Origin of the sequence: Aeromonas sp. (assembly GCF_050633025.1) — a bacterium.
Taxonomy (GTDB): Bacteria; Pseudomonadota; Gammaproteobacteria; order Enterobacterales; family Aeromonadaceae; genus Aeromonas.
In genome coordinates, this window is record NZ_JBODRQ010000098.1 from 1 (window position 1) to 12,989 (window position 12,989).

Genomic DNA, 12,989 nt, shown 5'->3' on the forward strand with positions numbered 1-12,989 from the left:
GCCAGCCCCTGTTCATCCCTGTCTTTCAGCAAGACGCCGCCAAGATGGGACAACTGCGCCGGTTCGGCCTGCTCCAGCAGATCGACGGGATAACAGTGCAGCGCCAGCAACCGCTCAAGATGCGGCGGGCAGCGCAGAAAACATGGCTTCTCCCCCGCGCCCCCGTCATCCACAAAGAGCGAGATAGCCAGCTTGTCGTTGGTACTCTGCCGATCCAACGTTACAGGATCGCGCAGGATCACCACGGCGATCCGCTCATCTGCCAGCCAGCGGGCAATTTCCTCGGGCAAGGGGCTGGGCAAGGAGGGAACGCGATCCAGCCGCCAGTAGTTCACCTCGCACGGTTGACGACCACTGAGCTGGCGCCGTCCGCGATAGTGCATGCCCACTTTTGCCATCACCCGGCCAGAGGCGAGATTGTCCGGCATATGGCGAGCCGTCAGCGCAGGCAGTTGCAGTTGGTCAAAGGCGAACCCCTTGACCAAGCTGGCTGCCCGGGTCGCCAGACCACGATTTTGCCAGGGCACGCCCACCCACCAGGCGAGCTCGCCATTCCAGTGCAAGGAGATCACCCCAAGCAACGCACCTTGTTCCTCTGGCAAGGTGATGGCCCAGCTCCAGCCAAGCCCAAGCGCCGCTCTGCGCCAGCAAAGGGCCAGCCAGTCGCGGGCCCCTTCCGGTGGATAGGGGTGAGGAATATTAAGGGTGTAGCGGGCCAGCGCCTCGTCGCTGCAGTAGCGCACTATCTCGCGCTCATCATCGACCTGCAATGGTCGCAATACGACACCTGATAGCGAATGCCCCTCAGCCAGGGTCGGCACCGTTACGCGGCGCGCCAGCAGGCGATTGAGCACGGCGCCCAAATCGGCCTCGGGGGTAAGCGGCAGATCGGCCCCCACAGGGCCAATAGTCAGCAGCCCCTGCTCCCTGGCGAGGGTCAATAGGGAGGTAGAGGCACTGATCAGGATCTCGCGGCTGGGATCAACATGAAAATCAGCCAGTAGATCCCCATCGAGCCAGGCGGCCAGCAGGGCCCCCGGACAGAGCACCCCGTCAGGTGGGTTGCTCGCCCAGGGCGCATCGGTTTGCTCGAGGGCAGCTGCCGCCTCTTTGCCGAGCAGCAGCTGCCAGCGATGACCTTGCTGCTGCCAGTGCAGCAACAGCGCAGCCCACTGCGGTTGCCACAGACTGGCCTCGATCAGCAATTCCATCAGCTGGCCTGACAGGCCACTGGCATCGTCAGATGGCGGGGATGGGCTTCGATACGGGCGATCCAGCCGCGAATGGCCGGCCATCCCTGCAGAGAGAAGATCCCCTCCTCTGCCACGTGGGTGTAGGCATAAAGGGCGATATCGGCGATGGTAGGCGCATCACCGCACAGATAGGGGCTCTGTTTCAGCTGCTGCTCCATTACCGCCAGCGCCTTCTCGCCACCGGCTTTCAGCCCGTCGAGCCGCGCCTCCTGGGACTCGGGGCGGCCGAGATAGTGGACGATAAAACGGGCCACCGCGATATAGGGCTCATGGCTGTACTGCTCGAAGAACATCCACTTGAGCACCTCGGCCTGCTGGCGTGGATCGGTGGGCCACAAGGCGCTGCCTTGCGCCAGATAGAAGAGGATGGCGTTGGATTCCGCCAGCGCATCGCCTTGGCCCATCTCCAGCACCGGGATCTTGCCGTTGGGGTTCATGGCCAGAAACGCGGGGGTACGGGTATCCCCCGCCTGAATATTCACCGCGACCCACTCAAGGGGCAACACCAGCCAGCGGGCCAGCAGCCACACCTTGTAGCAGTTGCCAGAACACAGATCACCATACAGACGCATACACACTCCTTGTGAAAACGGATTTGAACAGCGCGATCAGGGGGCCAGACGCTCGATATGCCAGCCATCCCCTTCGCGGGTGTAGTAGAAACGGTCGTGCAGCCGGTGTTCGCCACCCTGCCAGAACTCTACCGTCTCGATCACCACCCGGAATCCGCCCCAGAAGCTCGGCAGCGGCACTTCGCCATTGGCAAACTTCTGTTTGAGCTCGAGGAACTTGGCCTCCAGCACGCCGCGGGCCGAGATGCGGGTCGACTGCTTGGAGACCCAGGCTGCGATCTGGCTATCCTTGGGACGGCTGTGGAAATACTTCATCACCTCGAAGGTACTCATCTTCTCCACCCGACCGGTCACATGCACCTGACGGTCGAGGGTATGCCAGGGGAAGAGCAGGCTGATGCGGGGATTCCCCTCCAGCTGATGAGCCTTGCGGCTGCCCATGTTGGTGTAAAAGACCATCCCCTGGGCGTCGTAGTGCTTGAGCAGCACGGTGCGCTGCCAAGGCTGACCATCGGCATCCACCGTCGCCACCACCATGGCGGTGGGATCGGTCAGTTTGGCCTCACAGGCCTGCGCCAACCACTTCTCGAACAGCGCCAGCGGCTCGGCCGGCAGTTCGTCTCGGTGCAGCCCGCCACGGGTATACTCACGGCGCAGATCAGCAACATCCATCATCTTGATTTTCCTTCAAATAAATAATGGTTCCACGACCATCAAGAGAATGATTGCAGGCATTGTGCTCCGCTCATCTGCCAGTGACAAGCCATAACACAGCGGGGAGGCCATTGCCTCCCCGCGGTATCTCACCACCATCGTTCACCTTGCGATTGCTTTCGGCATGCACTTTTCCAGCATCCGTTGGTTATATCGGGTGGCATAATCAATCTGCCGTTCGAAGTCGCCCTCCTTGCCTATCTCAATCACATCACCGAACCCTTCCAGATAACGCACTCCGCACCGGGTTCTCGCTTCTTCCTGCAATGACTCCACAACCCCCGGAGCCATACCGCCGCGTCCACTGCGCACAATGAGCCGATAATCCTGTGCGGCAAGACTCCCCTTTATTGCCTCGGCCAGTGATGCGGCGACGACCGGCTCTGAGTAAATTTGCAGAAGCAACAAACTGGCAACTAGCCGTGATACCTGCGCCATATAGCGGTTCCTCCCATCAGGATGATCACTATGATACCCAGCGCGCCACCACCGCCCCCGGCACGGTTGTCGGTAATGATGGCGGCACTTTCCGTTGTGACCGCTGAATTACCACTTACCCCATTGATAGAGAAAAAAATATTATTGCTGCATGCCAGCTTTAACCTGGCAGTGCCGGTAAGCGAAGCTGGTAGCACCACAGTGGCCGAACCGTTATTGGCCAGCCCGCTTGCCAGCGCCGTCCAGGTAGCACCGCCATTCTGGGTCAGCGCCAAATCTACGCTGGGGCAGTTGATGGGAGGCTGGTCGGTCCCCGCCACATTCCATGTCACCAACTGAGAGCTACCCGCCACCATGGCGCCAATCTGCGGCGCTGTGATGGCAAATGCGGCTCCCGTATTGATCACCTGAACCACCATCTCATCACTGCTCACCGCCCCCTGACCATCGCGCACGGTAAGACGGAACCGGAGATTGCGATTGGTCGCAGGCCACGCCTCCCCTTTAGCCAGCACGCCGGAGAGCAGAGAGCTCATGGCTGGCAAGGTTCTGCGGGGATCCGAGGCAGGCGAGACAAAACGAAACAGCGGGCGGGTTCCATCATCCACCATGGTGGCCAAGCTGCTGGAAGCATTGCCCAGATCCACCTGCTCCCAGGTGTAACTCAGGGGATTGGCATCCAGATCCAGCGCACTACCGACCAGAGTGAAAGGGGTATTGGCGGGGATCACCCTATCCCCCCCCGCATCCACAACCGGCGCGTTATTGGCAAGCGCCAGGTCGGTGCCGCAGGAGGGCAAAGAGGCCATCAGGGCCCGCATCTGCTCGATCGACTTGCTGTGAAAGAAAGGCGCGCTGTTACCCTGCAGATTCTCCTCACCACAGATCCCGGCATAGGCCATGATGGTCGAGCCACTGCCTGGCTCCCAGGCAGAACTGCCATTACGACCGATTGCGCAGCTCTCCGCGGTGCCATTGAAGGAGTGTTCGGCTCCCAACTGATGCCCCAACTCATGAGCCACATAGTCAATGTAAAACGCATCGCCGACAGGCTGTCCCCCTCCGGTCATGCCCCGTGAACGGCTAAACGGGTTGCAGAGGGATCTCAGGGTCGCCACTCCACCGCCTGAGGTCGCCAGCAGATGGCCCAGATCAAAAGATGGATTCAACAGCAAGTCCTGTTGGACCTGATTGATGGCGATATCCTGAGTCGAGTTGGTAAACGGATCTGTTGCAGGATCAGTGAAAATCACCTTGTCCGTATCGGCCGCAAGCTGAAACTCGACCCCCACATCACGGCGATAGACTTCGTTAATCCGATTGAGCAGTGTGGCAATAGCCGAGAGTGCCGCGGCCTTGGTACCACCGTGATACCGGGTATATTCCCCGGTTGCCGAGATGGCGATGGTGTAGCGCTTGCGCAGATTGCCATCGACCTGCACCGTTCGCGCCCGCTCTATACCAGGATACTTGACCACCTGCTCCACATCCTGTCTACGCCAGGCATGCTGCTGCTCATAAACGGCATAGGAGGAACCGTCCTCAAGCGGATCGATATAAAAGGTACGTCCCTGATGAGTAAACATGCCGTGAAAACCTTGCATGGTGAGCTCGAATCGCCCCGTATCCCGCGTTTGCTCGATGGCTTTGCCACTGTAGGTTTTGATAGCAGGATAACGCAGGGCCAATGCCTCCGGGAGCAGGGCATTGGGGTGGATCTCAAACTGCACCGTAGTGCCATCCGGCAATGGCAAGGTCAACACTCTGGCCAGATCCCCCGTTTCAAAAGGTTTGTCCGGCACGACCACTCTTACCTTGTCTGCTCGCACATCATAGGCCGCCCCCCTTGCCAAACTCTCATCCATGAAGGTCCACCGGGGTTCTGCTGCGACCTGAACAGACCAGCAGGTGATCATCACCGCGATTCCATGCCTCATAGAGCCTCCTTGCTCTGCCTTGATGACCACCAGTATGGTGCAGCCTCAATGGCGGCGTGACAAACACAAAAGAAAACCCGCACAAAACCGCTGTCACCCTGAAAGCTCCTGTTACTTCCGTCCTCCCCATCTTCGGCACGACAGAGTGCCCCCGGCAACAGAGGAAAAAACAAGAAATCCACTTGAGCCAACGCAGATAGCGATGGGCAGAATTGAGTTCTCCTCACAATCTCGCCTGCCCACTCGCCAAGTGGTGCTGGTATCAGCTCGAATGTAATCGCCCCTATTGTCTCCGTAAGTGAGCTGTTCATAGCCTGCGTCAAAAGAGGTGTGTTCCAATTGCGTTTTTGCTGGCGAAAGGGCCGTGACGGTTGCTCGGCCCCGGTGCGCTTGTTAGCCTGTGTTGCGCTGACAGAGGAGTGAACCATGAGCAAGGTACTTGATGAGCTGCTGGCGTTGCTGGCGCTGGAAAAAATCGAGGAGGGTCTGTTTCGGGGCCAGAGCCAGGATCTTGGTCTGCGGGTCGTATTTGGCGGGCAGGTAATGGGGCAGGCCTTGTCAGCCGCCAAGCAGACGGTCGAGAGCGGCCGCCAGGCTCACAGTTTTCACTCCTACTTTCTGCGTCCGGGTGATGTGACCCGTCCCATCGTCTATGACGTAGAGAATATCCGTGACGGCCAGACCGTCTCCACCCGCCGGGTCAAGGCGATTCAGGGCGGCAAGCCCATCTTCTATCTCAACGCCTCGTTTCAGGTGCCGGCCGATGGTTTCGAGCATCAGGCGCAGATGCCGACCGGTATCACCCCGCCGGAAGAGCTCAAGAGCGAGCTGGAGCTGGTGCGCCCCTACGAGAACCTGATCCCGGCCTCCCTGCGGGACAAGATCCTTTGCGAGCAGCCCATCGAGATGCGCCCGGTCACTCTGGTCGACCCTATTCGGCCGACGGTGCAGGATCCGGTGCGCCACGTCTGGTTCAAGGCCAACGGCCAGATGCCGGACGATCTGCGGGTGCACAAATACCTGCTGGCCTACGCCTCCGACTTCAACTTCCTGCTCACCTCGCTGCAGCCCCACGGTGTGTCGTACTGGGAGCCGGATATGCAGGTGGCCACTATCGATCACTCCATGTGGTTCCACCGGGATTTTCGCTTCGACGACTGGCTGCTCTACGTGGTAGACAGCCCGAGCGCCAGCAGCGGTCGCGGTCTGGTTCGCGGTCAGTTCTTCACCCGTGACGGGGTGCTGGTGGCGAGCACCATGCAGGAGGGGGTGATCCGCCGTCGCGGCAGTTAAGTCGGGCTGCGGTCAGCAAAACGGGGTGGCTTGGGCCACCCCGTTTTCGTTGCTGCGATGTGTGCGGGCGCTATGCACTCAGCCGCCGCGCTGGTACTTGAAGCGCTTCTTGCGCCGGTAGGGATAGACATCCTCGAACACCCCCACCTTGATGTTGCTCTGCAGCATCTTCCAGTAGTTGGCGTCGAACATCTCCTTGTGCAGTTGCAGCATGATCTCCCGCACCTGCGGCTTTTGCAGCAGGAAGGTGGCGAACTCCTCCGGGAAGATGTCGTTGGGGGCCACCGAATACCAGGGCTCGGCGCTCCACTCATCCTCGGGGTAGCGGGGCGGCGGGATCTGGCGGAAGTTGCACTCCGTCATGTAGCAGATCTCGTCGTAGTCGTAGAAGACCACCCGGCCGTGACGGGTAACGCCGAAGTTCTTGAACAGCATGTCCCCCGGGAAGATGTTGGCCGCCGCCAGCTGCTTGATGGCGTTGCCGTACTCCTCCAGCGCGAGGCGGGTCTGCTGCTCGTCCGCATGATCGAGATAGAGGTTGAGGGGGATCATCTTGCGCTCGGTATAGAGGTGCTTGATCACCAGCTTGTCACCTGTGAGGGTGAGCGCCGAAGGCGCCACCGTCTTGAGTTCAGCCAGCAGCTCCTGCGAGATACGATCCAGCGGAAACTCGAAGTTGGTGAACTCCTGGGTATCGGCCATGCGGCCAACCCGGTCGTGCTGTTTAACCAGCCGGTACTTTGCCTTCACCTGCTCGTGGCTCACATCCTTCGGGGGGGTGAACTCGTCTTTTATTACCTTGAACACCACATCGTAGGAGGGGAGGGTAAACACGCTCATCACCATCCCCTTGATGCCCGGCGCGATGATGAACTGATCCCTACTCTGGGCCAGATGGTGGCGGTAGTGGCGATAGAGCTCGGTCTTGCCATGCTTCTGGCAGCCGATGGCGTTGTAGATCTCGTAATCGGGCTTGTGGGGCATGATTTGGCGCAGGAAGGCGACAAACAGCGCCGGTTCGCGGGCATAGACCATGAAGTAGGCGCGGGCGAAGCCAAAGACGATGGAGGCGAGATCCGGCTCGAAGATCACCGTGTCCACATAGATACTCTGACCGGTGCTGAGCAGGGGCAGGATAAAGGGGAACACCTGATCCCGGGCCCGGATCAGTCCCACCAGATAGGCCCCCTTGTTGCGGTAGAACACTTCTTTCAATAGCTCGATGGCAAAGGGCTCATCATGGAGAATTTGCGGGCCGTTCTCCGCAAGATGGCGGTGGATGTCGACAATATCCCGCTGCTTGTCCTCGTAAGGAAGGGTGAAGCTGTAATCGCCAAGCAGCTGGCTCAGGGTCTGCGGCAAGTGGGTCAGTGTGGTGCGATAGATGCGCAGCAGTGCGCTTAAATCCGGTTTTTCGCCACGGCTGACAAAGGGGTGGATATAGAGGTTTTCGTCGCGGATATTGCGATGGCGAAAGATCCGGCGATAGACGGAGTTGAAGAAGGACTCCGCCACCTCGAAGTTCTCGCACTTGGGCAGCAGATCGCTGAAAGCGCTTTTGACCCGTTTGAGCAGCTCCTGGGTGGCGTGGTGCTCACCCATCATCTGGCGGATGGAGCTGGCGGTGGCCCCCACATGGTGGTCATAGAGGCGAATACGCTCGCGCCCGGCGAGCTGTACCCCCAGCCAGTCGCTGTTCTCGAAGCGGCTCTTGCTGCCGCGGGTGATCTCGAGAAAGCGGCTGTAAAACGACTCGAACCGCTGCAAGATGGTCTCTGCGACGGCCTGTTCCAATGGCTGCTGCATCTCTCTCTTCCTTGTGATCTGTCGGGCCGATAGCGCGAAGGATTGGGTGTGATTTATTCGCACGTCAGGCCACTATCGCAACATTCAAACGTCTGTTCAAGTGGCAATTTTCGGGGATAAACGGTAGATTGCGCCCCTGTTTTAGCGATGGTTTAGCGACTGTTTGCTGTCTGTTTGAGAGGCCGTCCGGCCTGTGAGGAAACCCGATGAAGCTCTATTTTGTCCTGGTGGCACCAGCCCGCCCCGCCAACGTCGGCGCCGCCGCCCGCGCCATGAAAACCATGGGATTCGATGCCATGCGACTGGTGGCGAGCCGGGTACACGAAGAGGATGAGGCGAGCTGGGTGGCCCACGGCGCGCAGGAGATCCTGACCGAGGCCGAGGCGTTCGATACCCTGCCCGAGGCACTGGCAGACATGGATCTGGTGATTGCCACCACCGCCCGCCAGCGCGGCCGCTACCAGCACTACCTCACCCCGGCTGAAATTCGCGACCAGATCCGCAGCAAGTCTTCCCTCAACAAGGTGGCCATCGTCTTTGGCTGCGAGGAGTCGGGGCTCTCCAACGAGCAATTGGCCGAGGTCGACCTCATCAGCTATCTGCCCCTCAAGGTGAGCTACCCCTCCCTCAATCTGGGGCAGGCGATCATGCTCTACGCCTACGAGATGAGTCAGCTGATGGATGAGCTGAATGCCGATGGCGGCGCTGCGGTAGCAGAAAATGTTGATAACACCGGGCAGGTTCGGGTGCTGAAAAGCAAAACAGCAGAATTGCTGGATGAACTCGGGGTTTCGCAGGATGAAAAACTGCACCAATGGGTGATGGACCGGGTGCCCATGCTGCCGCAGCGGGATTTGAACATGCTCCACCTGCTCTGCAAAGACCTTGCACGCCGCTTTGGACACAACTAGGAAAGAGGTTTAGGTTGACAGCCCATCGTCCGGCGCGGTATTGCTAAAAGCCAGCTTAGTCAACGAGTGTTCGTCATGCAGTTATTCACCAACAACATCACCACCACCATTATTACCGGTACCACCACAGGTGGCACTGGGGCCGGTTGATGCGCTGACGAACAAGCACAGAAATCAGAAAAGGCCCGTACCCACCCAGTACGGGCCTTTTTGTTGGATTGGTTTTTAGATTGAATTTCATAGATTTACAGGGAGAGAAAGCGATGAGAGTGTTGAAATTTGGCGGGTCTTCACTGGCCGATGCAGAGCGTTTTTTACGGGTGGCCGATATCGCGGTCAACACCCACGGCCAATCTCAGGTAGCCCTGGTGCTCTCTGCGCCTGCCAAGGTGACCAATCATCTGGTGGCGCTGGTGGAACAGACCAGTCGCGGCATGGATGCCAGTTCCACCCTGTTTGAAGTCAACGGTATCTTCTCCCGCCTGCTGGCCGGGTTGAAGGCGGCCTATCCGGCGCTCGATGACAAGGCGCTGCTGGCCCGCCTCACCGCAGAGCTGGATCAGGTGGAGCGGCTGATGCAGGGGATCCACCTGCTGGGCCTCTGCCCGGACAACGTGCAGGCGCGCATCCTGAGCCGTGGCGAAAACCTCTCCATTGCCTTTATGCATGAGCTGCTGCGAGTCCGCGGTCTCGATCTGGAGCTGATCGTACCGGAAGAGCTGCTGGCCACTGATGGCGGTTATCTGGAAGCCCATGTCGATATCGAAGCTTCCCGCCTGCGCTTTGCCGCCAAGGGCCTGCGTAGCGACTGCCTCTACCTGATGCCGGGCTTTACCGGTGGCAGCGACAAGGGCGAGACCGTGCTGCTGGGCCGCAACGGCTCCGACTACTCCGCAGCCGTCTTGGCCGCCTGCGTCGATGCCGAGTGCTGCGAGATCTGGACTGACGTCGAGGGCTGCTACAGCTGCGACCCGCGTCTGGTGCCGGATGCCTACCTGCTGAAAACCCTCTCCTACAAGGAGGCGATGGAGCTCTCCTACTTCGGTGCCAAGGTGCTGCACCCGAAAACCATCGCGCCGGTGGCCCAGTTCCATATTCCCTGTCTCATCAAGAACAGCTTCAACCCGCAAGGGCCGGGCACCCTGATCGGCCCCGAGAGCGGCGACGATGACCTGAAAGTGAAGGCCATCTCCGATTTGTCCGGCATGTGCATGTTCAACGTCTCCGGCCCTGGCATGAAGGGAATGGTCGGCATGGCCGGTCGCATCTTCTCTGCCGTCTCCCGCGCCGGGGTCAGTATCGTCCTTATCACCCAGTCATCGTCCGAGTACAGCGTCAGCTTCTGTATCCACAGCTACGACAGCGACAAGACCCGCAAGGTACTGGAGCGCGAGTTCGAGCTGGAGTTCAAAAACCAGCTGCTGGAGCCGCTGGATATCATCAGCGATCTGGCGATCATCTCCCTCATCGGTGACGGCATGCGCACCAGCAAAGGGATGGCGGCCCGCTTCTTCACCTCGCTGGCGCAAGCCTCCATCAACATCATCGCCATCGCGCAGGGGTCGAGCGAGCGCTCCATCTCCGCAGTGGTGAGAGATGGCAAGGTGGCGGAAGCCATCAAGGCGTGTCACCAGAACTTCTTTGGCAGCCAGCAGTTTATCGACCTCTTTGTGGTCGGTGTCGGCGGCGTCGGTGCCGCGCTGGTGGATCAGATTGCCCGCCAGCAACCGGTACTGGCCGAGCAGGGCACTGGCCTGCGGGTGGTCGGCATCGCCAACAGCCGCCAGATGGCGGTCAACAAGGATGGCCTGAACCTCGCCAACTGGCGTGAACAGCTGGCGGAAGCCCGTGACAGCTTCTCGCTGGAAGGGGTGAAAAAGCTGGTGGAAGATAGCCATATCATCAACCCGGTGATCGTCGACTGCACCTCCTCCGAGGCGGTGGCCGTCCAGTATGCGGACTTCCTCGCCGCCGGTTTCCATGTGGTTACCCCGAACAAGAAGGCCAACACCGGTTCGTTTGATTACTACAAGGCGCTGCGCCGCACCGCCCGCCAGACTCGCCGCAAGTTCCTCTATGAAACCAACGTGGGCGCGGGCTTGCCGGTTATCGAGAACCTGCAGAACCTCATCAAGGCCGGTGACAAGCTGCGCGCGTTTGACGGCATCCTGTCCGGTTCCCTCTCCTTTATCTTCGGCAAGCTGGACGAGGGGATGGCCTTCTCTGAAGCCACCAAAATTGCTCGCAGCAACGGCTTTACCGAGCCGGATCCCCGCGATGATCTCAACGGTATGGATGTGGCGCGCAAGCTGCTCATTCTGGCCCGCGAGGCCGGCATGGCGCTGGAGCTCTCCGATGTGGAGGTGGAGCAGGCGCTGCCGCCGGGCTTTGATGTGAGCGGTGATGTGGAAGCCTTTATGGCCCGCCTGCCGGAGGCTGACGGCTGGTTCCGCGACCAGTTCGCAGCCGCGCAAGCGCAGGGCAAGGTGCTGCGCTATGTAGGTTCCATCGAGGGTGGCAAGTGCAAGGTGGCCATCAAGGCGGTCGGTGGCGATGAGCCGCTGTTCAAGGTCAAAGACGGGGAGAACGCGCTCGCCTTCTTCTCCACCTACTACCAGCCGATCCCGCTGGTGCTGCGTGGCTACGGCGCCGGTACCGAAGTGACTGCGGCGGGCGTCTTTGCCGACGTGCTGCGCACCCAGAACTGGAAGCAGGAGCTATAAGCATGAGTTCAGACATGTACCAGAGCAGTAGCGTGGTTGCCTATGCACCCGCCTCCAGCGCCAACCTGAGCGTGGGATTCGATGTACTGGGGGCGGCGCTCGCCCCCGTGGATGGCTCTCTGCTCGGCGATCGGGTGCAGGTAAAAGCGGCTGACGTGCCGTTCGCCCTCTCCGCCGTGGGCCGCTACGCCCACAAGCTGCCGGACGATCCGAAAAAGAATATCCTGTTCGACTGCTGGGTCGCCTATGGCGAGGCGCTGGAGAAGCGCGGCCTTGGCCTCAAGCCGCTTGAAATGGTGCTGGAGAAGAACCTGCCGGTGGGCTCGGGGCTGGGTTCCAGCGCCTGCAGCGTGGTGGCGGCGCTGGAGGGGCTCAACGCCTTTCACGGCGAGCCCCTCAATGAGCACGACATGCTGCTGCTGATGGGGGAGATGGAAGGCAAGATCTCCGGCTCCGTTCACTACGACAACGTGGCCCCCTGTTATCTGGGCGGCATGCAGCTGGTGCTGGAAGAGCACGGCGTTATCAGCCAGGGCATTCCGGTGTTTGACGAGTGGTACTGGGTGGTCTGCTACCCGGGTACCGTGGTTTCGACCGCCGCCGCCCGCGCCATCTTGCCAGCCCAATATCGCCGTCAGGATTGCCTCACCTATGGCCGCCGCCTGGCTGCCTTTGTCCACGCCAGCTACACAGGGCAGGAGGGGCTGGCGGCGAGCGTCTTGAAAGACGTGATTGCCGAGCCCTACCGCGCGGCGCTGATCGAAGGCTTTGCCGAGGTGCGGGCGCAGGCGGCCCAGAACGGGGCGCTCGCCACCGGCATCTCCGGCTCCGGCCCCACCGTGTTTGTGGTGATGAAGGAGCTGGCGCAGGCCGAGCGGATGAAGGATTGGATGGAAGCACATTTCGTGCAGAACGAAGATGGATTTGCCCGGGTCTGTAAACTGGACATGGCCGGGGCACGGGTAACAGGAAGCGAGCTATGAATCTTTACAACATCAAGGACAACAGCGAACAGGTGAGCTTCGCGCAGGCGGTGCGTCAGGGCTTGGGTCGCGAACAGGGGCTCTTCTTCCCCGAACAACTCGAACCGCTCGCCGATGTGGATGCCCTGCTCGATCTGCCGCTGGCCGAACGCTCCGCCCGCATCCTGAGCCACCTGCTGGGGGACGAAGTGCCCGCCGCCAAAGTGAGCGAGCTTGTCAACGCCGCCTTCACCTTCCCGGCACCGCTGGTGAAACTCAAGGATGGCACCTATGCCCTTGAGCTGTTCCACGGCCCGACCCTGGCGTTCAAGGATTTCGGCGGCCGCTTTATGGCCCAGTGTCTCGCGGCCTTTAGAACC

At 60.3% G+C, this 12,989-nt stretch carries 10 protein-coding genes, 1 pseudogene and 1 other annotated feature; of the genes and pseudogenes, 5 read left to right on the forward strand and 6 right to left on the reverse strand.

Going from position 1 to position 12,989, the window contains the following annotated elements:
• The 5 genes from ACRAUW_RS13105 to ACRAUW_RS13125 form a co-directional block, all read right to left on the reverse strand.
• Positions 1–1,211, reverse strand: a 1,211-nt coding sequence (locus ACRAUW_RS13105) for a GNAT family N-acetyltransferase (RefSeq protein ID WP_431362619.1), incomplete at its 3' end; no start/stop codon positions are given.
• Complete coding sequence (locus ACRAUW_RS13110; protein ID WP_431362620.1) at positions 1,211–1,825, reverse strand: glutathione S-transferase family protein; 615 nt, start codon at positions 1,823–1,825, stop codon at positions 1,211–1,213. The genes ACRAUW_RS13105 and ACRAUW_RS13110, both read right to left, overlap by 1 nt.
• Positions 1,826–1,861: 36 nt before the next feature.
• Positions 1,862–2,500 carry a pyridoxamine 5'-phosphate oxidase gene (gene pdxH / locus ACRAUW_RS13115; RefSeq protein ID WP_431362621.1) on the reverse strand — a complete coding sequence of 213 codons (639 nt, stop codon included), beginning with the start codon at positions 2,498–2,500 and terminating at the stop codon, positions 1,862–1,864.
• 141 nt (positions 2,501–2,641) lie between these two features.
• A complete protein-coding gene (locus tag ACRAUW_RS13120; protein WP_431362622.1) occupies positions 2,642–2,977 on the reverse strand; it encodes a hypothetical protein in 336 nt (111 codons plus the stop codon).
• A complete protein-coding gene (locus ACRAUW_RS13125) occupies positions 2,956–4,914 on the reverse strand; it encodes a reprolysin-like metallopeptidase (RefSeq protein WP_431362623.1) in 1,959 nt (652 codons plus the stop codon). Before ACRAUW_RS13125 ends, ACRAUW_RS13120 begins: the two co-directional genes overlap by 22 nt.
• Positions 4,915–5,340: 426 nt before the next feature.
• On the opposite strand from ACRAUW_RS13125, the gene tesB reads away from it, so the two are divergent.
• Positions 5,341–6,207, forward strand: coding sequence for an acyl-CoA thioesterase II (gene tesB, locus ACRAUW_RS13130; RefSeq protein WP_431362624.1), 867 nt, complete (start codon positions 5,341–5,343; stop codon positions 6,205–6,207).
• A 78-nt stretch (positions 6,208–6,285) separates the two neighbouring features.
• Here tesB and aceK read toward each other — a convergent pair whose 3' ends face one another.
• The gene (gene aceK, locus ACRAUW_RS13135) at positions 6,286–8,013 is read right to left on the reverse strand and encodes a bifunctional isocitrate dehydrogenase kinase/phosphatase (protein ID WP_431362625.1); all 1,728 of its coding nucleotides are present in this window, start codon (positions 8,011–8,013) and stop codon (positions 6,286–6,288) included.
• 206 nt (positions 8,014–8,219) lie between these two features.
• On the opposite strand from aceK, the gene ACRAUW_RS13140 reads away from it, so the two are divergent.
• The 4 genes and pseudogenes from ACRAUW_RS13140 to ACRAUW_RS13155 form a co-directional block, all read left to right on the forward strand.
• The gene (locus ACRAUW_RS13140; RefSeq protein ID WP_431362626.1) at positions 8,220–8,924 is read left to right on the forward strand and encodes a tRNA/rRNA methyltransferase; all 705 of its coding nucleotides are present in this window, start codon (positions 8,220–8,222) and stop codon (positions 8,922–8,924) included.
• Between the two features lie 82 nt (positions 8,925–9,006).
• Positions 9,007–9,139, forward strand: a sequence feature (Thr leader region).
• A gap of 48 nt (positions 9,140–9,187) precedes the next feature.
• Positions 9,188–11,647, forward strand: a complete 2,460-nt coding sequence (gene thrA / locus ACRAUW_RS13145) for a bifunctional aspartate kinase/homoserine dehydrogenase I (protein ID WP_431362627.1) — start codon at positions 9,188–9,190, stop codon at positions 11,645–11,647.
• Between the two features lie 2 nt (positions 11,648–11,649).
• Positions 11,650–12,630: a homoserine kinase gene (thrB, locus tag ACRAUW_RS13150; RefSeq protein ID WP_431362628.1), complete on the forward strand. Its 981-nt coding sequence runs from the start codon at positions 11,650–11,652 to the stop codon at positions 12,628–12,630.
• Positions 12,627–12,989 (forward strand): annotated as a pseudogene (locus ACRAUW_RS13155) (threonine synthase); the annotation flags it as partial. The gene thrB and the pseudogene ACRAUW_RS13155, both read left to right, overlap by 4 nt.

Bases quoted from the DNA above. Each gene is read 5' to 3' on its own strand.
- tesB (WP_431362624.1), top strand. From the start codon at position 5,341: ATGAGCAAGGTACTTGATGAGCTGCTGGCGTTGCTGGCGCTGGAAAAA.
- thrA (WP_431362627.1), top strand. From the start codon at position 9,188: ATGAGAGTGTTGAAATTTGGCGGGTCTTCACTGGCCGATGCAGAGCGT.
- pdxH (WP_431362621.1), bottom strand. From the start codon at position 2,500: ATGATGGATGTTGCTGATCTGCGCCGTGAGTATACCCGTGGCGGGCTG.
- thrB (WP_431362628.1), top strand. From the start codon at position 11,650: ATGAGTTCAGACATGTACCAGAGCAGTAGCGTGGTTGCCTATGCACCC.
- ACRAUW_RS13120 (WP_431362622.1), bottom strand. From the start codon at position 2,977: ATGGCGCAGGTATCACGGCTAGTTGCCAGTTTGTTGCTTCTGCAAATT.
- ACRAUW_RS13125 (WP_431362623.1), bottom strand. From the start codon at position 4,914: ATGAGGCATGGAATCGCGGTGATGATCACCTGCTGGTCTGTTCAGGTC.
- aceK (WP_431362625.1), bottom strand. From the start codon at position 8,013: ATGCAGCAGCCATTGGAACAGGCCGTCGCAGAGACCATCTTGCAGCGG.
- ACRAUW_RS13110 (WP_431362620.1), bottom strand. From the start codon at position 1,825: ATGCGTCTGTATGGTGATCTGTGTTCTGGCAACTGCTACAAGGTGTGG.
- ACRAUW_RS13140 (WP_431362626.1), top strand. From the start codon at position 8,220: ATGAAGCTCTATTTTGTCCTGGTGGCACCAGCCCGCCCCGCCAACGTC.